Below are 22,887 nucleotides of genomic sequence, written 5' to 3' on the forward strand. Positions count from 1 at the left end.
TAGAATCCCAGAAATATGACAGATCGGCTTTATTCGAGGTTAACGGACGCCCACTTGCTGCAACGGCTCAGCTGGCGAATACGCGCGCCGGCTCGAACCGCCCGGCCCGCACTTCGCCCAGCGCAATCGCGTCGCCGTCGCAGATAACGAGGGCAGACCGGTCCTCGCCCGCCCGCTCGGCCCGCCAGCGCTCAACGAGATGCGGCAACAGGAGGATGCCCTGGCCATGGCGCACCTGGCTCGCATCCTCGCGGCCAATCTCGATCTGCGGGATGCCACTCAGCACGGCATGAACCGGCTGAAGGAACGCCATCAGGGCCGCCTTGTCCTCGGTCTCCTCAATCCGCGACAGCGGCACCGCCGTGGCCGAACCGAACGCCCCGACCCGGGTGCGCTGCAGCTGGCTGATATGACCTTCGCAACCAAGGTCGAAGGCAAGATCCCGGGCGATGGCGCGGACGTAAAAGCCCTTGCCGGATGTGACGTGGATCACCGTGTGATCCCGGTCCGGCATGGCGATCACTTCGGCGGAATGCACCTCCACTTCGCGCGGCTTCAGTTCGAATTCCTCCCCTTCCCGGGCAAGGTCATAGGCTCGCTCGCCATTCACCTTGATGGCGGAGTATTTCGGCGGAACCTGCTCGATTGTGCCGACATAGGCTTTCAGCGCGTCAACAACGGCATCCCGGGACGGGCGCGCATCGGAGGTGGCCGTCACTTCGCCTTCGGCATCCTGGCTGTCGGTGGAAGTGCCCCACTCGATGGTGAAGACATACTCCTTTTCGGCATCCATGGCCCACTGGACCGTCTTGGTCGCCTCGCCGAACGCGATCGGCAGGATACCGTCCGCCAGCGGATCAAGCGTGCCGCCATGGCCGACCTTGGCGGCATTGTAGCGGCGCTTCAGGATCGCGACCGCCTGGGTCGAGGTCATGTCGAGCGGTTTGATGAGGTTCAGCCATCCATTGACCGGATCGCCCTTGCGCTTGCGCTGTCGTGCCACTGTCTGCTCCGCGGCAGGCTTCAGCGGTTCGAACGCCGGCCTGCCCTGTTTTCAGGAAAGGAAGCGCGCGGCATAAGCGGGCCCGGCTGACGCGTCAACTGGCCGGTTCAGGCTTCAGGAGGCGGATTTCAGCGCTTCGGCTGCCTTGTCGAACAGCGCATCCTGGTCGATTTCGTCCTCGCGGGCCCGGGCGATCCGCGGCAGCGGGTCTTCCCGCTTCGGGGCTTCCTGCTTCGAGGCTGGCCGGGCCGGTTCGGCCACGGCGTTGGCTTCCAGCGCGCTGGCAGGCGCCGGTTCATTGCTTTCGCCGACGGGCTTCAAGTTCACGATGTCCAGATTGAGGTCGAAATCGCCGACAATCGTGCGGTTATCCGTATCCATTTTGTGGCGCACGACATCTCGGATCTTGCACAGAACCTCCCGATTGTCGTCGACCAGCGGGATCTGGCGCCCGTCCGATGTGCCGATGACGAGACGAAAATATTTCTGCCTCTGCTTCAGCTTCATCGCGATCACCGAGGCGCGCATGCCGAAGAACAGGCCGGCCAGCACCAGCAGCCCGCCAATGAACAAGGAAATCACGCCCGATTGCTGACCATTCATCAACCACCAGGCCGCAAAGGCGCACAGCGCGAAAAACATCGACCCGACGAACAGGGTGGCATACAGGCTCTGCGTCTGGCGGTTACGCGGCGTGTCCCAGGGGAAAAACTCGTTTGCTTCCACGGACATGGTGGCGATGCGCTGAATGGCAATCGTGTCATTGCCCATCTGCAGCGACGCCGCGGAAATCTCGCCCTGACGGGCGCCTTCCATGTCGAGAGTCTGGCGGTCCATTCTGAAAGCCCCTTCTGACGCCCTTCCGGCACGTCATGAAAGGCTGGCAATGTGGCCACAGTAAGTCAACTTACAAGCGGTCAACACTTGGGCGACGCGGCTTACTGGCCTTCGACATCCCGGCGTACCCGCGGATCCATCAGCAGGCGGTCGATTGCGGTCGCCTCGTCATACGACTTGTCGGCGATGAAGTGCAGTTCGGGCGTGTAGCGCAGGTCGATCTCCCGGCCGAGACGGGTGCGCAGGAACCCGGCTGCCCGGTTCAGGGCCGCAGCCAGTTTCGCCTGTCCCTCTTCCGAGTCGTCGCCGAGTGGCGTCACGAAGATGTTAGCGTGTTTGAGGTCGGGCGAGCAGCGCACTTCGCCCACTGTAATCATCGCATTTTCAAGGTCAGGATCGCGGAACGCCTCGCGGGACAGGATGTCCGACAAGGCATGGCGCACAAGTTCGCCCGCGCGCAGCTGGCGCTGGGAGGGCATTCCGGGTGGGGCAGGCTTGCGGGCCATCAGGCGGTCGTCTTCTCGTTCAGGCGCGCAATGAAAGCCTTGCGTGCGGTCTTGTCGTTTCCGAACCAGGCGGCCGGGATGATCAGCGGGTCGGCGCCGTCGATCATGATCGTAACATGGGAACGGGATACCGACACGTCTGAAACCGCATTCCAGCTGGCCCGGATCTCGACCCCGCCACGATTGACGACGAGGAAGTCGCCTTCCAGCGCGATCCGGGTCGGTTCCGACGTCTCGTTTCCGCGCCCATGCCGGTGGCGGTAGGACCACCGGATGAAGATGAGGTACCAGGCAATCCCCGCAAATGCGGCCACAAGCGAGGCGATGAACCACTGCCAGTAAGCGCTGGCCCCGACATGGTCGAGCGTATTCCTCACCATGACGGACATGCTGGCCGAGATGATCGGCGCGGTGACGCCGGCATAGTAGACGGCAGTCGGCCCAACAGTGCCGCCCCGCGCCAGACGCGTGAGTTTCTTCACGTCCTTTTCGGTCAGCAGACCGGATACCGCCAAAGTGTCAGCCATGCTGCAGCTTTAGTCGAGGGTTCTTGCGATTTCCTCAACCTGGAAGCATTCGATCTTGTCACCCTGGCGGATGTCCTCATAGCGCTCGAACGCCATGCCGCATTCCATGCCGGAGGAAACTTCGTTCACTTCATCCTTGAAGCGCTTCAGCGTTTTCAGCTTGCCCTCGTGGATCACCACATCGTCTCGCAGGAGGCGCACGCCACAGCCGCGAAGAACCTTGCCCTCTGTGATGCGGCAGCCGGCAACCTTGCCGACCTTGGTGATGTTGAAGACTTCGAGGATCTCGGCATAGCCGATGAAGGTCTCGCGCTTCTCCGGCGCCAGCATGCCCGACAGCGTCGCTTTCACGTCGTCGATCAGGTCATAGATCACCGAGTAATAGCGGATCTCCACGCCTTCCTTCTCGGCGAGGTCACGGGCCTGCTTGTTGGCACGGACGTTGAACGCGAAGATCGGCGCGCCGGACGATTTCGCCAGCAACACGTCGCTCTCGGAAATACCGCCGACGGCGCCATGGATGACCCGTGCGCGCACTTCCTCGGTCGAGATCTTGTCGAGCGATTGCGAGATGGCTTCGACCGAACCCTGGACATCGCCCTTGACGACGACCGGAAGTTCGGAGGTTTCAACAGAGCCGTCCTTGAGCTTGGTGAGCAGCTGGTCGAGCGAGGCGCGCGCCGCGGCCCCGGCCTTGCCGGCCACCTGGCGCTTGCTCCGGATACGGTAATCCGTGATTTCGCGGGCGCGCGCTTCGGTATCGACCACAACGAAGGCTTCGCCCGGATCGGGCGCGCCATCGAGGCCGAGCACTTCGACCGGCAGTGACGGACCTGCATCCTGAAGCTGCTGGCCGCGCTCGTCGACCAGGGCGCGGACCTTGCCCCACTGGGTGCCGGCCACCACGATGTCGCCGCGCTTCAGCGTGCCGCGCTTAACCAGCATGGTCGCCACGGGGCCGCGGCCCTTGTCGAGCTGGCTTTCGATCACGACGCCGTCGGCATCGCGGTTCGGGTTGGCCCTCAGTTCAAGCACCTCGGCCTGGATTGAGATCGCATCGGTCAGCTCGTCGAGGCCGAGGCCGGTCTTCGCCGACACTTGCACAGCCTGGGTTTCGCCGCCCATGCTCTCGACCTGGACGTCATGCTGCAGAAGGTCCGTCAGCACCTTGTCCGGGTTGGCATCGTGCAGGTCGCATTTGTTCACTGCCACGATGATCGGAACCCCGGCCGCCTTGGCGTGATTGATGGATTCGATGGTCTGCGGCATAACCGAATCGTCGGCCGCCACGACCAGGATCGCAATGTCTGTCGCCGTGGCGCCGCGGGCACGCATCGCCGTGAAGGCCGCGTGACCCGGCGTGTCGAGGAAGGTGATCCGCTCGCCTGATTTCAGCTGAACCTGATAGGCACCGATGTGCTGCGTAATGCCGCCCGCCTCACCGGAGGCGACATCGGTCTTGCGCAACGCGTCGAGCAGCGAGGTCTTGCCGTGGTCGACATGGCCCATGATCGTGACGATCGGCGGACGCGGCAACAGTTCTTCTTCACGGTCATCGACCCCTTCAAGGCCGATTTCAACGTCGGATTCCGCGACGCGCTTCACCGTGTGGCCGAATTCGGCGGCGATCAGCTCGGCGGTATCGGCATCGATGATGTCGTTTCCGCGCAGCATCTCGCCCTGCTTGATCATGAACTTCACGACGTCGGCGACGCGCTCGTTCATACGGCCAGCAAGATCCTGCAGCGTGATGGTTTCCGGCAGGGTGACTTCGATCGAAACCTTGTCACGCTCGCTGGTTCCGCCCATGCGGCGCTCGCGCTCGCGTTCGCGGGCCCGCTTGACGGAGGCAAGCGAGCGCTGGCGGTCAGCATCGTCACCGAGCGCAGATGCGATCGTGAGCTTGCCGCGGCGGCGTTCACCGTCCCGGCTCGCGCCGCCACGCGCCGGCGCTTCTCCGCGCGATCGGTCGGCGCGGTCGTCGCGGGGGGATTTACCGCCGCCGCGCTTGCTGCGGCCGGCGGCCTCGTCCGCTTCCGGATCGATAACCGGAGGCGCGGCAGAAAAATCAGCCTTCGGACGGGATTTCGGAGACCGGTCAGGACGCTCTTTTGCAGCAACTTCCTGCACCTTGCGGGCTTCTTCCTCAGCCTTGCGGCGGGCTTCAGCCTCTTCGCGCTCCTTCTGCTCCTGGATCTTGCGTTCCTGTTCGGTGCGCAGACGGTCCTGGGCTTCCTTGTCGCGCTCGATTTCTTTTGCGCGCGCATCCTGCTGAGCCTTGCGCTCGGCCAGCGCCTTCTGCTGCGCGATCAGCTCTGCAACGGTGATCCCGCGCTGGGCGGCAATCGCCTTCAACTTCGCTTCGAGCGAGACTTCCGCTTTTGGCGTGGCGGCGCCTCCTGCAGCAGGTTGCGCGGCATCGCCAGCGCCAGGACCAACGGTCCGTCGCTTTTTGGTCTCCACAACCACCTGTTTGGACCGGCCATGGCTGAAGCGCTGATTCACCGTTCCCGATGTCTTGCGGGAAACAGTGAGCGGCTTACGCCCGCCCGAATTGCCACCAGAGTCTTTCGTATCGCTCATTCGTCCTACATATCACAGTTCTGGCCGGTACGCCCACGGGGGCGACCGGCGGTTTTTCCGCTACCGATCCTGATCCTTGAACCAGTCCAGTTCCGGCCTGTCGCGAAATCCGGCAAGCCGCTCATACGCGGCCCCCAGTGCTTTAGCGAAAGGCCCCTTGCGGACGAGCCCGTGTATCACACGGTCGCGTCCAAAAGCCATGCCCAATTCAGCAGACGTCAGGGCCCCGGCGACGGTCACGTCGCTATATAGGGCTTTCGCCAGAAAATACACCTTGGTCCGGCCGTCTTCTGCACCATCCGCCGCCTCGAGCAGCAGTCCGGGCGCCCGTTTCTGCATGGCATCACGCACCTGGTCGAAACCCAGCACGATATCGCCGGCCTTCTTGGCCATGCCGAGGAGTCCGGTGAACCGCTGCACCAGCAGGCGCTCCACGGTCTCGGAAAGGTCGTCAGGCACCGTAACAGGCTGCTTGAAGGCCCGGGCAAAGGCCTTCTTCTTCAAAGCGTCTTCCAGAACGGTCCGGTCGGCCGTTACCCAGACGCCGCGGCCGGGCAGTTTCTCCGCCACGTCCGGCGTCACCACGCCGTCTGGCGAAAGCACAAACCGCACAAGCGCGTTCTTGCCGAGACGCTCACGCGTCATGGCACACTGACGGACGGAAGCTTCGCCTCCGTCCACAGTATTTCCTTCAGTGCCGGTTAGCGCGGCATTAGTCTTCGGATGCGGCCGAGTCATCGCCGCCCTCCGCTACCAGGGCGTCGAGGTCGATATCCTCGAGATCGCCGAAATCCAGTTCGGACGCGTCACCGCCATCGAGCGTGTTGAGGGCGAGCAGGGCGCGCTCCTCTTCCGTCAGCTCTTGAGGCGTTTCGGCTTCCTTCTGTGCCGCAAGCATCTGGTCAATGGCGTCCGCCTCGATCCAGCCGGCGGCAACGCGCGCCTTCATGATGAACATCTGGGCGTCGTCCTTGCGCATTTCACCCTTCTTCAGGATGCCCTCGACCCAGACCGGCTTGCCGTCCGGACCCGGCTCGCGCCAGCCCGTGATGTCGTCCGGCACGAGACCGGCGACGTCGTCCAGCGACTTGACGCCTTCCTCGCCGAGGCGGACCGCGAAGGACGGGGTCATGCCTTCAAGTTCCATGACTGTATCCTCGACGCCGAGCTCCTTGCGCTTGGCATCGTTCTCGGCCGCCAGGCGATCGAGGAATTATTCACGGGCGTTCCTGCAGCTCGGCGGCCACATCCTCATCGAAGCCCTCGATGGTGATGAAGTCTTCTCGGCGCCACATAGGCGATCTCTTCGACCGTCTCGAAACCTTCCGAGCTGTGCAGCTGGGCCAGCGTCTCGTCGGCGTCGAGCGCCTTCATGAACAGCTCGGCTATCCGTTTCTGGAATTCGCGCTGGTAGCGCTCGGAATCGGCGGACCGGTGATCAGGTCGATCTGCCAGCTGGTCAGCTGCGAGGCGAGACGCACGTTCTGGCCGCGACGGCCGATGGCCAGCGGGAACTGGTCGTCCGCAACCACGACTTCGACGCGGCGCTCGTCTTCGTCCAGCACCACTTTCGACACTTCGTCACGCAGCGCGTTCACGATGAAGGTCGCGTCGTCATAGCTCCACGGGATGATGTCGATCTTCTCGCCCGAAAGCCTCCGCTGACGACGGCCTGCACGCGCGCACCGCGCATACCAGGCGCCGACCGGATCGATCGAGCTTTCGTCATTGGAGATCACGCCGATCTTGGCACGCGAGCCCGGATCGCGGGCACAGGCCTTGATCTCGATCACGCCTTCACTTCCGCACTTCCTGGGCGAACAGGCGGACCATGAAGTCCGGTGCAGCGCGCGACAGGAAGATTTGCGGGCCCTTGGTCTCGCGGACCTTGTAGAGATAAGCGCGCACGCGGTCGTTCGGCTGGAAATTCTCGCGCGGGATACCGTCATTGCGGCGGATGATGCCTTCGGCGCGGCCGAGGTCGACGATCACGTGGCCGTATTCGACGCGCTTGACGACGCCGGAGATGATTTCGCCGACACGGTCCTTGTATTCATTGTACTGACGCTCACGCTCGGCATCGCGCACCTTCTGCATGATGACCTGCTTGGCGGTCTGGGCAGCAACGCGGCCGAAGTCGAACGGTGGAAGTTCTTCGGTCAGTTCCGAGCCGAGTTCCAGCGAGGGATCGATCCGCTTGGCTTCGGTCAGGCGCAGCTGCTTGGCTTCGTCCTCGAATTCCTCGTCGGACACGACCGTCTGCACGCGGAGCAGGGTCTGCTCGCCCGTCACCGGATCGATCTTGGCGCGGATGTCATGCTCCTGGCCGTATTTCGCCTTCGCGGCCTTTTCGATCGCTTCCTGCATGGCCTCGATGACGATCGACTGGTCGATCGACTTCTCTTCGGCCACGGCCTTGGCAATCTGCAGGATTTCGAGCCTGTTGGCTGAAACGCCGATAGCGCTCATGTGACGTCTCCCGTCTCTTCGTTGGTATCTGTGTCGTCTTCACTCTCGTCGATCTCAAGATCGCCGAGGTCATCTTCATCCGGCTGGGGCGGCAAATTGCCGGCGGCGCGGGCCGCCTCGATCAGTTCGTCCGTCAGCACTAGGCTCGCCCGGCTCATCTCATGAACATGGGCGACGAGTTCGACATCGTCTTCCAGTTCGATATGGGCACCATCTTCGTCCTCGCCGGTAATCGTACCGGTAAAGCGCCGGCGGCCGTCAATCGGACGCGCCAGCTCCACCTTGGCGAGGTGGCCGACCCAGCGGCCGAAATCGCCGGGGCGCGTCAGCGGCCGATCGATGCCGGGGGTCGAGACCTCAAGCGTATAGGCTTCCTTGATCGGGTCGGCGGTGTCGAAGGTCGGGCCGAGCGCCCGCGACAGGCGCGCGCAATCCTCGACATCGGTCTGCGCGCCCCCCGCCTTCTCAGCCATGATCTGCAGGTGCGGCCGGCGTCCGCCCTGGATGCGCAGGCGCACGATCTCCATGCCCAGCCCCTCTGCCACGGGCGTGGCGAGGCTGAGAATGCGACGTTCCTGTTCGGTCAGGGCGATCATGCGGCAGGGTAAATCCGGATAAAGAAAAACGGCGGCCCCGTTTCCGGAACCGCCGCCGATATGTTTCGACTTGGCCGCTATATAGTCAGATCAATCGCCCCTGTCGAGGGGGCTTTGACCGTAGCGGCCTTACCGGATCAGAGGATCTTGAGGTCGACCGCCGAGGTCTTGTTGCGGCGCTCGTCCTTGTAGAGCTCGTAGGAGATCGCCTGGTCTTCCGCCAGGGTCTTCAGTCCGGAGCGTTCAACAGCGGAAATGTGGACGAACACGTCCGCACCACCTTCGTCAGGCTTGATGAATCCGAAGCCCTTCTGGTCGTTGAACCATTTTACTTTGCCAGTAGCCATAATTCTGTATTCCATTTGCGTTGCACAAAGTCTCCCACCCCAAAATCGAGGCAAAAGACTAATCGAAACGGGTAGGAAGAAAGTCATGGCCGCCGGTCCAGCGGGGTATTGATATTCAGACCGACCGAGTTCGATGGCGACAAATTACCGCGAGACGCGAGTTTCCGCAAGGAAATCCACAGGTTTCACTGTGCGAGGAAATTAAACCAGACCGGCGCACAGTCGCCGAGCTTCTTGGTTTCATAGCGTGTCGTCACATGATCGGCCGGGGCCAGGCGCCAATCGTCGGCACTTTTTGCCTGCCAGTCGAAGCCGCCATGGCCCAGAAAATACCCAAGCGCCTCATCGGCATAGCTCGCCACATCAGTGGCGAACCGCACGCGGGCGCCTTTCCGGCAGGCCCGGTACAGCGAGGCCAGAAAGTCCGGCTGGATCAGGCGGCGCTTCTGCTGGCGCTTCTTCCGCCAGGGATCCGGGAACAGGATGAAAACCCGGTCGAGACATCCCTCATCGAGGGCCGCGACGAGGGGCCGGGCATCATCCATCAACAGCCGGACATTGGTGAGCCCGTTCGCCTCGATCCCGGTCAGGGCCTTGGCCATGCCTTCGATAAAGGGCTCGCAGCCAATGACACCCACCTCGGGGTGCCGCCGCGCCTGCTCAACCAGATGCTCCCCGCCGCCGAAGCCGATTTCCAGCCAGACTTCACGGGCGCCCGGAAACAGCATCCTCGGGTCTGAAAGTCCTTCCGGCACGGCGAGGCGCGGAAGGAGATCCTCGACCAGCGCCTGCTGGCGGGCCGACAGGCTGCGCCCGCCGACGCGGCCGAAGGTTCGGATGGGGCGGGGATCTACGGGGGCAGCCTTGTCTGTCATGGCGGGCCAGATGCCCGAGGCGGCAGGCCGGATCAATCCTGGACCTGTTTCGGATCGAAGGCTTCCGCAGCTGCGCGCACGGCGTTCAGCAGCGATTTGCGCAGGGATTCGTCCCCGATCCGCTGAAACGCCGCGATCAGGTTCAGCGTATCCGTGTCGAGCAGCGGTGCCTGGACTCTCCCATTATCTTCGGCAGCGCGGAGGCGTTCGTCGGAAAGCTCCGCTTCTGCCCCCTCATAGAAATAACTGATCGGCGCGCCCATGACGGAAGCGATCTCGAAAAGGCGCCCAGCCGAGACCCGGTTCACACCCTTTTCGTATTTCTGCACCTGCTGGAAGGTCAGGTTCAGGAGTTCCGCCAGCTGTTCCTGTGTCAGGCCCAGCTCCCGCCGGCGCCAGCGGATCCGCTGGCCCACGACCCGGTCTATTCCGTTGGGAAGCTTGTTTTCCGACATTTTCCCCGGTGAGGCTCTGCTAAACGATCACGCAGCTAGACTTAGCGGCGCCAGGTCGCCAAGGCGAGTCCCGCGAAGATGGCAAGGGAAACCCAATAGAGAACAGCCCCTGCCCGGCTCTGATACACCGTCATCGCGGCAGGAGTGGGCAGCCGGCCGCGGCCATACACCTCTTCCCAGCCGGCCGGCGCGCCTTCGACCGGCGCGGCGCGCAGGAGTTCGCGGCCATAACCGTCGATGATGGCTGACGCCCCGCGGCTGGCGACGCGCACCATCGGCAGGCCTGATTCAATCGCGCGGTAGCGGTTCTGGGCGTAGTGCTGCGCCGGGCCCATGCCACCGCCGAACCAGGCATCGTTCGAGATCAGCACGATCCAGTCCGCCCGTGTCGCGAGGTTCGCCTGCCGGGTGATCTGCGGATAGAGGCCTTCATAGCAGATCAGCGCCACGAACGGCGGCACGCCATCGGCAAAGATCACGGCCGGGCCGGTGCCAGGCCGGAAGCCATTGGTCGCCATCTGCTGCATGGCACTCGGCAGCACGCTCGAAATCGAATGGCCGAAGGGAATGAAGTCGGCCGCTGCCAGTTCGCCGAACGGCACAAGGCGGTACTTGTCGTACAGGGCCGCAGCGCCGGACCGGCTGACATTGTCGTCGAGCACGACCAGCGAATTGAAATAGATTCGCTCGTTCTGTTCCTCGAACTGGTAACGCGCCGTCCCGGCGATCAGCTTGCGCGGGCCGATATAGGATCCGACCGCGTCCAGCGCATTGATATCGTTGAGCATAGCGGTCGGCACTGCGCCTTCCGGCCAGATCATGATGTCGCCGGGCTGGCTGTCCTTGCGGGACATCATCCGCAGGTATTCGATCAGTACCGGATCCGGCCCGATTTCCCATTTCTCGTCCTGCGGAACCCCGGAATCCATCAGGACGACGTTCTGCTCGGTCAGCGGCGAAGGCGCGGCAATCCTCTGCGCACCCCAGGCCCAGCCGAGCGCGAGCACGATGACAGACCCGAACGCGGGTGCGAGACGGAGCATCAGGCCGCGTGCATCGCGCGTATCAACGAGCGCTGCCGGCGCCGACATGATGAACACAGTCAGCAGCGTCAGCCAGTAGACACCGCCAACCGACGCCGCCTGCGACAGGGCCCCGCCGGGGATCCAGGTGGTGCCCGGAAGGTTCCATGGGAAGCCGCCGAACAGGTGGCCGCGGGCGAACTCCGCGAGGGCAAAAAAGAACGCAAAGACGAACACCCGCGACGGCGAAGACGACCAGAACGCCCCCGCCATGGCACCGAATGCGCCCCAGATGATCGCCATGCCGCCGGGCAGGAGGATCAGCGGCATCCAGAGGAAAATCGCATGCTTTTCCGGCTCGACCAGGAAAGGCTCAGCCGTCCAGTGCATCGAGATGAGGAAGAAACCGACACCGAAGGCCCAGGTGCGCAGGAATACCGCCCGCCCCCAGCGGCGATGGCCGCGCGCGCCATCGATCATCCAGATGAGTCCGGTGAACGAGATCACCAGCACCGCGCTGAAATGGAAAGGCGCAAACGCCACGGCGGAAAACGCCCCGAGCAGGAGCGCCGTTCCGGCGGCGGCCCAACCGGTCAGTCGGGCAAAGGCTTCGTGAAGGGGCCCAAGCGCCGTGAACCCGTGGCTTCGCACAGCGGTGCTCATGTTAATCTACTCCTGAGGCGGGGCTGCCGGGACCGCTTCGGGGGTGCGCAGGCGAAGGCGGCGGATGCGCCGCGCATCGGCATCGAGAATCTCGATTTCCACGCCGGATGGGTGGCGCAGGACTTCCCCGCGCAGCGGCACTTTGCCGGCCAGCGCGAAGGCGATCCCGCCCAGTGTGTCGAACTCTGCGTCGTCATCGTCGAGTTCGAGATCAATCCCCGTCTCCTCGGCAAAATCACTTATTTCCGTCCGCGCATCGGCTTCCCAGACCCTCTGGCTGCGGCGGACGAACATGGGCTCTTCATCGTCGTGTTCGTCTTCGATGTCACCGACGATTTCCTCAACCAGGTCTTCCAGGCTGACGAGACCGTCCGTGCCGCCATATTCGTCGACCACAAGGGCAAGATGGATGCGCGTCGATTGCATCTTCACGAGCAGATCGGCGAGCTTCATGGAAGGGGGCACATACAGTACCTCCCGGTGCAGGCGCTCCAGGGGACGTTTTGTCGGCTCCCCGCCCTTGGCGAGTTCGCTGACCACGTCCTTAATGTGAACAAAGCCGATCGGATCGTCCAGCGACTCGCGGAACACCGGCAGCCGTGAGTGCGTGCACTCCGCGAAGACCTTGAGAAGATCGGGAAATTCCGTGTTCACCTCGACCGCCTTGATCTCGGCGCGGGGCACCATGACGTCCTCGACCCGGAGATCCTGGAACTCCTGCAGCCGCAGGCGCATGGCCTGCGGATCGGCCGCAGGCTCCTCCGGATTTGCGGGGGACACTTCTATCACGGGCGCCGCGCGCTTGCGGCGCAATCCCAGAAGCTGGCGCAGGCTCCGCGTGGAACCTGCCGGGGATGGGTCTGGATCGCTCATCGTCTCGGTGAATCAGTCAATTTCATATGGATTGGATATGCCAAGCGATGCAAGCGCCTTTATCTCCAGCGCCTCCATCTCTGCGGCCTCTTCCGGCACTTCATGGTCATGCCCCAGCAAGTGGAGGTAGCCGTGAATGAGAAGATGCGTGAGGTGATCTTCCAGCGAGATGTTACGGGCCGCAGCATCCCGGGACGCCACACCGAGGGCCACGGCGATATCGCCGAGAAGGGGGCGGTCCATCTCGTGAGCCGGAAAAGAGAGAACGTCCGTGGTCTTGTCCTTGTCACGGAAACGGGCGTTCAAATGGAGCAGTTCTTCGTCATCGCTGAGAAGAAGGGAGACAAGGCCTTCGGCCTGTTCGACCCCCGCACCCGCCGCGAAGGCACGCTGGCAGAGCGCCTCCAGACCGGGCAGGATTTCCCAGCCGGCATCTTCAATGAGCAATTCGAGTTCGATCATGCCGGCGGATTGCCCTCGCCGGCGGCCTCATAGGCATCGATGATGCGGCTGACGAGGCCATGGCGCACGACGTCCGCGGCCGTCAGCCGGTGCACGCTGATGCCGTCAACATCGGAGAGAATGTCGAGCGCGTGGCGCAGACCCGAAGCCTGATGACCTGGCAGGTCTACCTGGCCGGGGTCACCCGTAATCACCATGCGGCTGTCCCGGCCGAGCCGCGTCAGAACCATTTTCATCTGCGCAACGGTCGTATTCTGGGCTTCATCGACGATGATAAAGGCATTCTTCAGTGTACGGCCGCGCATGAAGGCGATCGGCGCCACCTCGATCTCGCCCCGCGCCATGCGGCGCTCCATCTGCTCCTGCCCCATCAGCTCACGAAGCGAATCCCAGATCGGCAGCATGTAGGGATCAACCTTCTCCTCCAGCGTGCCGGGCAGGAAGCCGAGCTTCTCTCCGGCTTCCACCGCAGGACGTGTCACGATCAGGCGCTGGCGCACGCCGGCCATGAGTTCGGCAACGCCCGCCGCAACCGCGAGGAAGGTCTTTCCCGTGCCCGCCGGGCCGACGCCGAAAATCATCGAATTGTCGGAATTTGCCAGCAGGTCGATATAGCGCGCCTGGCCCTTGGTCTGCGGCACAATCGGCTTTTTCAGGCCCTTGAGGCCGCCAAAGCTCTGTTGCGGCGTCATCGCGGCCTCGATCGCTCCGTCGAGGTCGAGGTCCGAAATCTCCGCACCGCTCCGCATACGGCGTTCCAGTTCAGCGAGAGCCGCCTCGGCAATCGAGACGCCTTCCGCCGTTCCGGCGAGGAGGATGCCGCCGCCCTGGCTTTCGGCACGCAGGCCATAATCCTTCAGCTTCGCTTCCAGCCGGTGCAGGTAGCGATGATGCGGCCCGCACAGGTCGCGCAGGCGCTCGGAATTGCTGACTTCGTAGAAACGGCTCACGGGCGCTTCGGGCGAGACGTTCGGACGGCGCTTTCCGCTCACAGGGCCGCCTCATGCACGTTCACGAGTTCGCCGGTCAGAGAATTGAGGCTCGCATCCACAACGCGGACGTCGACGATCATCCCGGCCATCTTTGCATCGCCGTCGAAATGCACCGCCTGCAGCCAGGGCGACCGGCCATGCGCCTGGCCCGGATTGCGGCCCTTGCCCGTCACGAGAACAGAGACAGTCTCGCCGATCTTCGATCGGTTGAACGCCTCCTGCTGGTCCCTCAGGAGAGCCTGCAGCGCTTGCAGCCTTGCATCCTTCACCTCTTCCGGCACCTGCAATGCCATATCGGCCGCAGGCGTGCCTGGGCGTGCGGAGTATTTGAACGAATAGGCGATGGCAAAATTCACATCGCGGACAAGCTGCATCGTCGCTTCGAAATCCTCGTCCGACTCGCCGGGAAAGCCGACAATGAAGTCGGACGCGATGGCGATGTCCGGCCGCGCCGCGCGCACCTTGCGGATGATTTCGCGATATGCGTCCGCCGTGTGGCCGCGATTCATGGCTTTCAGGATCCGGTCGGAGCCGGACTGCACGGGCAGATGCAGAAAGGGCATCATTTCCGGCACCTCGCCATGGGCAGCGATCAGGTCGTCGTCCATGTCGCGCGGATGGCTGGTCGTGTAGCGGATGCGGTCGACACCGCCGATCTTCGCGATGTGCCGGACGAGCTGGCCAAGCGTCCAGTCGGCCTCATTGCTGAGCGCCGGGGCCGCGCCGTGATAGGCATTGACGTTCTGGCCGAGCAGCGTGATCTCACGCACGCCCTGTGCGGCGAGGCTGCGCGCTTCCAGAACGATGTCGTCCACAGGACGGGAAAGCTCCGCGCCGCGCGTGTAGGGCACAACGCAGAACGTGCAGAACTTGTCGCAACCTTCCTGAATGGACAGAAACGCCGCCGGCCCATCGGCCTCGCGCGTTTTTGGCAGGGCATCGAACTTTTCCAGCGTCTCGAACTCGGTTTCCAGCCGGTCGCCAACGGCGCGACTGGCGCGCGCGATCATTTCCGGCAGCTTATGATAGGCCTGCGGGCCAAGCACCAGATCCACCGCTGGCTGGCGGCGCATGATCTCGGCCCCTTCGGCCTGCGCCACGCATCCCGCAACCGCGATGGTCAGGTTGCCGCCGCGTTCCTGCTTCATCAGCTTCAGCTGGCCGAGTTCGGAATAGACCTTCTCGGTGGCCTTTTCGCGGATGTGGCAGGTGTTGAGGATGACGAGATCAGCCTCTTCGGCACTCTCCGCCGGGGCATAGCCGATGGGCCGCAGCACATCGTGCATACGCTCGGAATCATAGACGTTCATCTGGCAGCCATAGGTCTTGATGAAGACCCGTTTGGCCGGCCGGGAGGCGGACATATCGGTCATTCGCGGGCTTATGCCCGAAAACAGGGCGCCCTGCCACATCCGAATGAGCATGCGCACTGCAAGGCGCTGCGCCTGCGATGAATGCTTCACATGAGGGGAAACGGGGCTAGTCTCTCGAGAAATTAATTGCTGAAGCCGGGGAGGCTCATGGAAAATCTTATTCGCTCGGTGAACGAATTCGTCTGGGGACCACCCATGTTGGTCCTGCTACTGGGCACAGGTCTGTACCTCACCATCGGCCTCAGATTGCTGTCGGTGATGAAGCTGCCCTTCGCGGTCAAGCAGCTGTTCAAGGCGCCCGACCAGGCCGGCGAAGGCGATGTGACGCCGTTCGGCGCGCTGATGACAGCGCTGTCCTCAACTATCGGCACCGGTAATATTGCGGGCGTGGCGGCCGCCATCGCCATCGGCGGACCGGGCGCGGTGTTCTGGATGTGGATCACCGCCATTGTCGGCACAGCGACAAAATATTCCGAAGGCGTCCTCGCTGTCCGGTTCCGCGAGATCGACCATGACGGGCGTCATGTCGGCGGGCCGATGTACTACATCCGCAACGGCATGGGTAAGAACTGGGCCTGGCTCGGCGCCCTGTTCGCGACTTTCGGCGTGCTTGCCGGCTGGGGAACGGGAGCCTCTATCCAGTCCAACTCGATCGCGGATGCGCTCAAGGCGACCTACAATGTCCCGCCGCTCGTTTCTGCCTTTGTCTTGTCGGGCGCCGCCGCAGCCGTGATCCTTGGCGGCATCAAGCGGATTGCCAGCGTGGCCAGCCGGCTGGTGCCAGTCATGGCCATCTCCTATATGGTGGGCGGCCTGATCGTGATCGGGTTGCATATCGATGCGGTTCCGGCCGCTTTCGGCCTGATCTTCAAGAGCGCCTTCGGGCTGGAAAGCGCCGGAACCGGCATATCCATCGGCCTGATCATGCTGGCCATGCAGAAGGGCGTCGCACGTGGAATCTTCTCGAATGAGGCGGGCCAGGGTTCCGCGCCGATTGCCCACGCCGCCGCCAAGATCAAGGATCCGGTGGATCAGGGTCTTGTCGCCATGTTGGGCACGATCATCGACACGCTGCTCGTCTGCTCGGTCACCGCGCTGGTGATCCTGACCTCCGGCGTGCTGGGGCCGCAATGCCTGCCGACGAGCGAAACTGCCGCCACCTTCCTGGCGAGCGGCCAGCCGGTCGGGTGTGATACGGGTGCGCCGCTGACGGTGGCCGCGTTCGATGCAGGCCTCACCGGCATCGGACAGCACATTGTGGCACTGGGCCTCACCGTATTCGGCTTCACCACCATTCTGGGGTGGAGCTATTATGGCGAGCGCTGCTGCGAGTACCTGTTCGGCGAGAAATCCATCCTGCCCTTCCGGATCAGCTGGATCGTCGTGACCTTCCTCGGCGCTGCGGCCCTGATGCTGGAAGGAAGCGTGGCGAATGTCGTCAACCTGTTCTGGCTTGTGGCCGATACGCTGACCGGCATGATGGCCGCGCCGAACCTGATCGCGCTGGTCTTCCTCAGCCCGCTGGTGTTCAAGATGACCAAGGCCCATTTCGACGCCGTCCGTTCGGGCGCGCCGAAGCCGGATTATCCGATCATCGACCAGCGGAAGGCGCCGCCCGGCGAGTAAGACCCGGTCCCTTCACACACAGAAAGCCCCGCCGGTGATTGCCTGGCGGGGCTTTTCATTTTTTTAGGATGGAATTTGGGGCTGCTTACCAGCTGCCAATGTTCTCGGCTGAGGCCCAGGGCTCCTGCGGCGCGAGCGCCTCGCCCTTCTGCAGCAGTTCCACCGAAATGCCGTCCGGCGAGCGGATGAAGGCCATGCGGCCGTCGCGCGGCGGGCGATTTATCGTGACACCCAGATCCTGCAGCCGCTCGACTGCCTCGTAGATGTTGCCGACCGAGTAGGCGAGATGCCCGAAATTCCGCCCGCCCTGATAGTCTTCCGGATCCCAGTTATAGGTCAGCTCAATCATCGGTATTCGCATCTCGGTCGGCCGAAGCCCCTCAGGGACGCCGCCTAGCCGGTCCACATCGTCAGGCGACGCGAGGAAGACCAGCGTGAACCGGCCCGCCTCGCTCTCATAGCGGCTGAGTTCCTTAAGGCCGAGGCCTTCGCAATAGAATTTCAGCGACGCGGCGAGGTCGGCGACACGCACCATCGTGTGCAGGTATTCGATGCTCATTTCACAGCTCCGTTGAGATCCCGCAGGACCTGTTTGAGATTCGGCGGGGTCAGGGCGTAATAGCGCCGCATCGCCGCCGCGAGCAGCGCAATGCACGCGCCCATGAAGGCCAGGAACACCATGAATGTGTGGACCAGCGTTCCCGTCTCGAACACCGGGGACTGGCCGCTCATCATCCAGAACATCTTCCAGACGGAATTGAAGGCCGCCACGAACGGGCCAAGCAGCAGGAACAGGGTGGCTGCACAGGCAAAGAAATAGGTCTGCCCCCGCGGTCCCTCGCTGCGCACATAAAGGTCGCGGAACATGTCTTCGGTGATCGACTCCGGTAACTCGCCATCGCGCTTTTTCGCGGCCAGCACCTCGCCGGAAAAATCACGCACTGACTTCCACTTCCAGGAAAGGGCCGCGCCCCAGGCAATCAGGGCAAGCACAATGAGAATGTAGAAGATCATCAGGGCGGTCGTCCGGTCTGGCGCCCGGCCGGGCCTCGATCAGGCGGCATGAGCGCGTTCGAAAGTCAGCATGGCGCGTTTCCGGGCCACACCCCAATGATAATTATGAAGCCGGCCGTCCGCTGCAAGGGCGCGGTGGCAGGGGATGAACCAGCTGATCGGGTTCGCGCCGACCGCTGCGCCGACAGCGCGAGCCGCTTTCGGATGGCCCGAACACGCGGCCAGCTCGCCATAGGTGCGCGTGCAGCCCGCCGGAATGTCCAACAGGGCCCGCCAGACCTGCCGCCGGAAGGGTGTTCCATAAAGGGCGACCGGCAGCGGCTCGCCCTTCTCGAACACCTGCGCTGCCATGGCCCGCGCGGCCGCATCGTCCCGGCGGATGTCGGCGCCCGGATAGCGGCCGGCAAGATCGGCGAAGGCATCCTGTTCATTGCGGCCCTGATGCACGAATCCGGTCTTTTTCGGTGCGTTTTCATCGATGAATCCAAGAGCGACGAGCCCGCGGGGGGAGATCAGCCATGCCCCCTCCCCGAACGGTGTCGGGGCCCGGCCCAGCATCAGGTCGGCGCCTTTGCCCCCAGTCTTGGCTTCTCCGGGGGTAAGGCCTTCATGCGCGATGAACAGGTCGTGCAGCCGGCCCGGCCCGGAAAGACCCGTTTCAAACGTCGCTTCCAGGACACTCGCCCCCTGCCGCAACAGGTCGCCTGCTTCAGCATGGGCGATGGCTGCCTGGAACTGGCGCGGCGAAACGCCTGCCCAGCGGGTGAATTCGCGCTGGAAATGGCTGGGGCTGAGCCCCATCGCGCCTGCCACAGCCGCAAGATCCGGCCAGTCGCGCCAAGTATCGCCCAGATGTTCCAGCGCTCGCGCCATCCGAAGATAGGCGGCGGCGCGTTCGTCCAGAGGAGCTGTCTGTTGTGTCATGAACGTCTTTTGCCGTGTCGGCCCCGCCCCCGCCACCCGATTCTTGTTGCGCCCCGGGCAGGCTGTGCAGGCACAATTGGCCACTTCCCTGCCCGCACAAAGCCCGGCAAGACTACCGGCCACAAAAGACCATGAGGGAGCTGAGCCGCAAATGGCAGACGCCCGAAGCATTATTCTCCACGAATACCCGACATCCCCTTTCGCGGAAAAAATCCGCCTCGCCCTGCGCCTGAAGAACCTTGCCTGGTCGCGGGTCGAGATTCCCGTCATCATGCCGAAGCCTGATCTGATGCCACTGACAGGCGGCTACCGGCGCACGCCGGTCATGCAGATCGGCGCCGATATTTTCTGCGACACCGCCATCATCCTACGGGAACTCGAGGCCCGCTATCCGATCCCGACGCTCAAGCTGCCCGGCCATGAAGGCCTCGGCCAAATGGTCGCCGGCTGGACCGACGGGCGCTGGTTCCAGGCTTCCGTCGCCGTCATCTTCGGCGAGCTCGCCGACAAGGTGCCGGAAGACTTCCGCAAGGATCGCGAGAGCCTGTCCGGCCAGCCCTTCGATGTCGAGGCAATGCGCGCGGCGGCACCGCTGATGCGCGACCAATGGCGCGCCCGCCTCATGCTGCTCGAAGAAAGGCTGCAGGGCGGCAAGGGCGCGGGCGGCGGGCTTTACCTCATCGGCACCAAGCCCGGCCTCGTCGATGTCCACGCCTACATGAATGTCTGGTTCATGCACCAGAACGTTCCGGACTTCCTGGCGAAGTGCTTTGAGTCAGCTGACCTCACCAAAGCCTGGTTCGACCGCCTGCGCGAATTCGAGGGGCAGGAGCCGGAAACCATTTCATCCGCCGACGCCCTCCGCATCGCGAAGGCCGCGGCCCCTCGTCTTGTGGCTGCGACAACCCGCAATGAAACCCAAGGGTTTGCTCCCGGCGAAATGGTTGCGGTGTGCCCTGACGATTACGGCAAGGTGTGGGTCGAGGGAGAGCTCGTCCATGCCGATTCCCAGCGGGTCATCCTCCAGCGGATCACCAAGGAAGCCGAGACATTGCACGTTCACTTCCCCCGCGCAGGCTACCTCGTCCGCCGCCTCTGACGGATGCGAAAACAGAAAGAAAAACGCCGCCCTTCCGGGCGGCGTTTCATTTGTAGGCTGAGTGTCTGTTCCTAGAACTTCCAGGTCGCCTTGCCATAGACGAAGCGGCCGGAATAGCCGAACGGGCTGTACGCCGAGAAAGGCGTGTTGCCAGTTCCGTTCTGCCCGATCGGCGCAGCGTCCGGGTATTCGTCAAACAGGTTGTCGGCACCGACCGCCAACTGGATTTTCTCGTTCACATTCCAGCGCCCTTCAACATCGAGCAGGACTTTCGCGCCCAGCTCATAGTCGTTGGCGGCATTGGAGTTCGGCACCAGCACTTCGCCGTAGCGCGTGACGCGGGCTGTACCGCCGAAGGCGCCATTCTCCCAGTCGACAGACGCCGCGAGCTTGCTCTTCGGCGTGCCTTCCTCAAACGTCTTGACGTTGACGCGGCCGAACAGGACCGGCGCCGGATTGATGGCCGACAGCTGCGGAACCGCCGGAACAGCCGTCACATCGGTCTGGTTGAAGTTCGCACCGAACGTCGCCTTGAACGATCCGTATGCGGTTTCGCCGAAGTCATAGTTCGTGACGATATCCACACCGCTGGTTTCGGTGTCGACGCCGTTCAGGAAGAAGCGGCCACCGCCGGCCCCGATGAAGCCTTCGCTTTCAAGATAGGCCCGGACTTCCGCCGAGGTAAGGTTCTCCGACAGGACGATCCGGTCGGTCACATCAATGCGGTAGGCATCGATGGTGACATTGAGCTTGCCGGTCGTGATGACAGCACCGATCGAGTAGTTCAGCGATTCCTCGGCATCGAGATCCTGCGCACCGAGGGCGCGCGCGATCGGGTCCGTCACCGGGAAAGTAGTGATGTCGAACGGCACACCGCCGATGAAGTTGGTCGACGTCGTTGCGAAGTATTGCTGTTGCAGCGACGGAGCCCGGAAACCGTTTTGGACGGATCCGCGCAGGGCGAACACATCGTTGAAGTCATACCGTGCCGCGATCTTGCCGGTCACCGTCTCGCCGAAGTCCGAATAGGATTCCGCGCGCACTGCGCCCGACAGCAGGAACTGGTCGGTCACATTGGCTTCGAGGTCGATATAGGCACCGACAGCGGTCCGGTCTTCATCGACTTCGTTTTCAGGGCGGAAGCCCGGGAACACCTGTGCACCAGATGCCGTCGGGGAGCCATTCAGGAGAACGCCGCCATTCCGGTAGGAATCCGGCTCACCGGCAAAGATCTCATAGGTCTCCTGACGTGCCTCAAGGCCCCATGCCACGTTGAGCGGCGATGCAAGGCTCGCAACGTCGAAACCCTTGACGCCGGAAAGGTTCGCCACGACCTGCGAGTATTCAAACCCGCCAGCATCGAAGGCCGTCTTAGACGTCGGACCGATCGAGCGGTTCAGCGTGTTGACGATCATGAATTCCATCTTGTTGTCGCCATAGACGACGGAGGCATCCATGTCCCAGCCCGCCATATTCCAGCGGGCGCCGGCCGCGGCCGAATAATCGGTCGTGGTCGGATTGATCTTCGGCAGGAAGCCATCGGGATAGATCTCGATGACGTTCCGCGCATCCTGCGCCCGGCGATAGAAGCCGGCGGACACAGTCTCGCGGTCCTGGTAGCTCGCCCAGCCATACAGTTCCACGCCGTTGGCAAGGTCGTAGCCGGCATTGGCGAACAGGGTGATCTGGTCGAGGTCCGGTTCACCGGTCCAGGCGTTGAAGCGGTTGAAGTCTGCTTCGCGCGGATCGAACCCGCCGCCGGCAGGCGTCGGATAGTTCTGGCGGACGTCATAGCCGGAGCGCTCCGTATGGCCCTGGTCCTTGTATTCCGCCGTGACGGTCAGGAAGCCGTCCTGGCCGAGCGAAAAGCCCTTCCAGCCGGACAAGGTCCAGACCTCGCCGTCCGAACGGCTGCGGGTCACCGGGCTGAACACCTCGATGGGCATGCCGGCTGCCGGAGTACCGGCCGGAACCTCATAACGGGTTTCGCGGATGCCATAGGAGACCTGTGCTGCGCCGCCTTCCGAGGCTTCGCGCAGCTTGGTGTTGATGACGCCGGCGATGGCGTCAGAGCCATACTGCGCAGACGCACCGTCGCGCAGCACTTAGACGCCGCCAATGGCCATGGTCGGGATGGTGTTGAGGTCGACTGCGGAAGACCCACGGCCGATCGTTCCGTTGACGTTGACCAGCGATGCCGAGTGGCGGCGCTTGCCATTGACGAGAACCAGCGTCTGGTCAGGCGCGAGACCGCGCAGACCGGCCGGGCGGATCGAGTCCGTACCGTCGGCGAGCGCGGGACGCGGAAAGTTGAAGCTCGGCAGCTGCACAGACAGCGCCTGGTTCAGTTCGCCGACACCGATATTTTCGAGCGCGGCACCGGGAACCACATCGACGGCCACGGCGGTATCGAGCGCGGACCGGTTGGCCACGCGCGTACCGACGGTCACGACGGTGTCGAGCGTGCGGTCGTTCTCGGCGGTTGTTTCTTCCTGGGCGATTGCGGGGAGGGCGGCGGATGCGACGAGGATCGCTGCCGCGGAAGCCGCCTTCAGGACGGACTTGTAGGACATTGTTTGCTCCATCTTGCTGAGGTGCGTCACGTGCGGGCGCAAACCTACCTCGCTTTTAAAAGTGTCCC

At 63.3% G+C, this 22,887-nt stretch carries 24 protein-coding genes and 1 pseudogene; 2 read left to right on the plus strand and 23 right to left on the minus strand.

All coding sequences use genetic code 11. From position 1 onward, the window contains the following. Positions 1-67: 67 nt before the first annotated feature. The 19 genes from truB to miaB form a co-directional block, all read right to left on the minus strand. Complete coding sequence (truB, locus tag R3C13_RS05120) at positions 68-1,003, minus strand: tRNA pseudouridine(55) synthase TruB (protein WP_371309736.1); 936 nt, start codon at positions 1,001-1,003, stop codon at positions 68-70. 114 nt (positions 1,004-1,117) lie between these two features. Then, complete coding sequence (locus R3C13_RS05125) at positions 1,118-1,840, minus strand: hypothetical protein (protein ID WP_371309737.1); 723 nt, start codon at positions 1,838-1,840, stop codon at positions 1,118-1,120. 101 nt (positions 1,841-1,941) lie between these two features. After that, positions 1,942-2,346: a 30S ribosome-binding factor RbfA gene (gene rbfA, locus R3C13_RS05130; RefSeq protein WP_371309738.1), complete on the minus strand. Its 405-nt coding sequence runs from the start codon at positions 2,344-2,346 to the stop codon at positions 1,942-1,944. Continuing rightward, a complete protein-coding gene (locus R3C13_RS05135; protein ID WP_371309739.1) occupies positions 2,346-2,873 on the minus strand; it encodes a hypothetical protein in 528 nt (175 codons plus the stop codon). The genes rbfA and R3C13_RS05135 overlap by 1 nt, the downstream gene beginning before the upstream one ends. Positions 2,874-2,882: 9 nt before the next feature. Then, positions 2,883-5,456, minus strand: coding sequence for a translation initiation factor IF-2 (infB, locus tag R3C13_RS05140; RefSeq protein ID WP_371309740.1), 2,574 nt, complete (start codon positions 5,454-5,456; stop codon positions 2,883-2,885). A gap of 60 nt (positions 5,457-5,516) precedes the next feature. Further along, positions 5,517-6,194 (minus strand): RNA-binding protein, encoded by a 678-nt coding sequence (locus R3C13_RS05145; protein WP_371309741.1) that lies wholly within the window; start codon positions 6,192-6,194, stop codon positions 5,517-5,519. Continuing rightward, complete coding sequence (locus R3C13_RS05150) at positions 6,169-6,603, minus strand: hypothetical protein (protein WP_371309742.1); 435 nt, start codon at positions 6,601-6,603, stop codon at positions 6,169-6,171. Before R3C13_RS05150 ends, R3C13_RS05145 begins: the two co-directional genes overlap by 26 nt. Before the next feature lie 104 nt (positions 6,604-6,707). Then, positions 6,708-6,830: a hypothetical protein gene (locus R3C13_RS05155; protein ID WP_371309743.1), complete on the minus strand. Its 123-nt coding sequence runs from the start codon at positions 6,828-6,830 to the stop codon at positions 6,708-6,710. Positions 6,831-6,841: 11 nt separating this feature from the next. Beyond that, positions 6,842-7,249, minus strand: a complete 408-nt coding sequence (locus R3C13_RS05160; RefSeq protein ID WP_371309744.1) for a KH domain-containing protein — start codon at positions 7,247-7,249, stop codon at positions 6,842-6,844. A gap of 4 nt (positions 7,250-7,253) precedes the next feature. Beyond that, entirely contained in the window at positions 7,254-7,925 is a 672-nt protein-coding gene (locus R3C13_RS05165; protein ID WP_371309745.1) for a transcription termination/antitermination protein NusA, read from the minus strand. Continuing rightward, complete coding sequence (rimP, locus tag R3C13_RS05170) at positions 7,922-8,521, minus strand: ribosome maturation factor RimP (protein WP_371309746.1); 600 nt, start codon at positions 8,519-8,521, stop codon at positions 7,922-7,924. The genes R3C13_RS05165 and rimP overlap by 4 nt, the downstream gene beginning before the upstream one ends. Positions 8,522-8,658: 137 nt before the next feature. Beyond that, on the minus strand, positions 8,659-8,868 hold the full coding sequence (locus tag R3C13_RS05175; protein ID WP_371309747.1) for a cold-shock protein: 210 nt from the start codon (positions 8,866-8,868) through the stop codon (positions 8,659-8,661). 185 nt (positions 8,869-9,053) lie between these two features. Further along, positions 9,054-9,743, minus strand: a complete 690-nt coding sequence (gene trmB, locus R3C13_RS05180) for a tRNA (guanosine(46)-N7)-methyltransferase TrmB (protein ID WP_371309748.1) — start codon at positions 9,741-9,743, stop codon at positions 9,054-9,056. Positions 9,744-9,775: 32 nt separating this feature from the next. Continuing rightward, entirely contained in the window at positions 9,776-10,198 is a 423-nt protein-coding gene (locus tag R3C13_RS05185) for a helix-turn-helix domain-containing protein (RefSeq protein WP_371309749.1), read from the minus strand. A gap of 41 nt (positions 10,199-10,239) precedes the next feature. After that, positions 10,240-11,883, minus strand: a complete 1,644-nt coding sequence (gene lnt / locus R3C13_RS05190) for an apolipoprotein N-acyltransferase (protein ID WP_371309750.1) — start codon at positions 11,881-11,883, stop codon at positions 10,240-10,242. Positions 11,884-11,889: 6 nt separating this feature from the next. After that, positions 11,890-12,756 (minus strand): transporter associated domain-containing protein, encoded by an 867-nt coding sequence (locus R3C13_RS05195; RefSeq protein ID WP_371309751.1) that lies wholly within the window; start codon positions 12,754-12,756, stop codon positions 11,890-11,892. A 12-nt stretch (positions 12,757-12,768) separates the two neighbouring features. Then, complete coding sequence (ybeY, locus tag R3C13_RS05200; RefSeq protein ID WP_371309752.1) at positions 12,769-13,218, minus strand: rRNA maturation RNase YbeY; 450 nt, start codon at positions 13,216-13,218, stop codon at positions 12,769-12,771. Next, positions 13,215-14,210, minus strand: coding sequence for a PhoH family protein (locus R3C13_RS05205; protein ID WP_371309753.1), 996 nt, complete (start codon positions 14,208-14,210; stop codon positions 13,215-13,217). The genes ybeY and R3C13_RS05205 overlap by 4 nt, the downstream gene beginning before the upstream one ends. Further along, the gene (gene miaB / locus R3C13_RS05210) at positions 14,207-15,583 is read right to left on the minus strand and encodes a tRNA (N6-isopentenyl adenosine(37)-C2)-methylthiotransferase MiaB (protein ID WP_371309754.1); all 1,377 of its coding nucleotides are present in this window, start codon (positions 15,581-15,583) and stop codon (positions 14,207-14,209) included. Before miaB ends, R3C13_RS05205 begins: the two co-directional genes overlap by 4 nt. A 147-nt stretch (positions 15,584-15,730) precedes the next feature. Between miaB and R3C13_RS05215 the strand changes: the two genes are divergently transcribed. Continuing rightward, positions 15,731-17,209 (plus strand): alanine/glycine:cation symporter family protein, encoded by a 1,479-nt coding sequence (locus tag R3C13_RS05215; RefSeq protein ID WP_371309755.1) that lies wholly within the window; start codon positions 15,731-15,733, stop codon positions 17,207-17,209. A gap of 85 nt (positions 17,210-17,294) precedes the next feature. On the opposite strand, the gene R3C13_RS05220 is transcribed toward R3C13_RS05215, so the two are convergent. Genes R3C13_RS05220 through R3C13_RS05230 form a run of 3 tightly spaced genes read right to left on the minus strand, consistent with a single transcriptional unit; the run spans position 17,295 to position 19,147 of the window. Further along, positions 17,295-17,768 (minus strand): lactoylglutathione lyase, encoded by a 474-nt coding sequence (locus tag R3C13_RS05220; RefSeq protein WP_371309756.1) that lies wholly within the window; start codon positions 17,766-17,768, stop codon positions 17,295-17,297. Continuing rightward, on the minus strand, positions 17,765-18,223 hold the full coding sequence (locus tag R3C13_RS05225) for a hypothetical protein (RefSeq protein ID WP_371309757.1): 459 nt from the start codon (positions 18,221-18,223) through the stop codon (positions 17,765-17,767). The genes R3C13_RS05220 and R3C13_RS05225 overlap by 4 nt, the downstream gene beginning before the upstream one ends. Before the next feature lie 39 nt (positions 18,224-18,262). Then, complete coding sequence (locus R3C13_RS05230; RefSeq protein ID WP_371309758.1) at positions 18,263-19,147, minus strand: methylated-DNA--[protein]-cysteine S-methyltransferase; 885 nt, start codon at positions 19,145-19,147, stop codon at positions 18,263-18,265. Between the two features lie 151 nt (positions 19,148-19,298). On the opposite strand from R3C13_RS05230, the gene R3C13_RS05235 reads away from it, so the two are divergent. Beyond that, a complete protein-coding gene (locus R3C13_RS05235) occupies positions 19,299-20,246 on the plus strand; it encodes a glutathione S-transferase (RefSeq protein ID WP_371309759.1) in 948 nt (315 codons plus the stop codon). Between the two features lie 71 nt (positions 20,247-20,317). Here R3C13_RS05235 and R3C13_RS05240 read toward each other — a convergent pair. Then, positions 20,318-22,831 (minus strand): annotated as a pseudogene (locus tag R3C13_RS05240) (TonB-dependent receptor plug domain-containing protein). Positions 22,832-22,887: the final 56 nt, after the last annotated feature.

This window comes from Hyphomonas sp., assembly GCF_041398385.1.
Classification (GTDB): Bacteria; Pseudomonadota; Alphaproteobacteria; order Caulobacterales; family Hyphomonadaceae; genus Hyphomonas.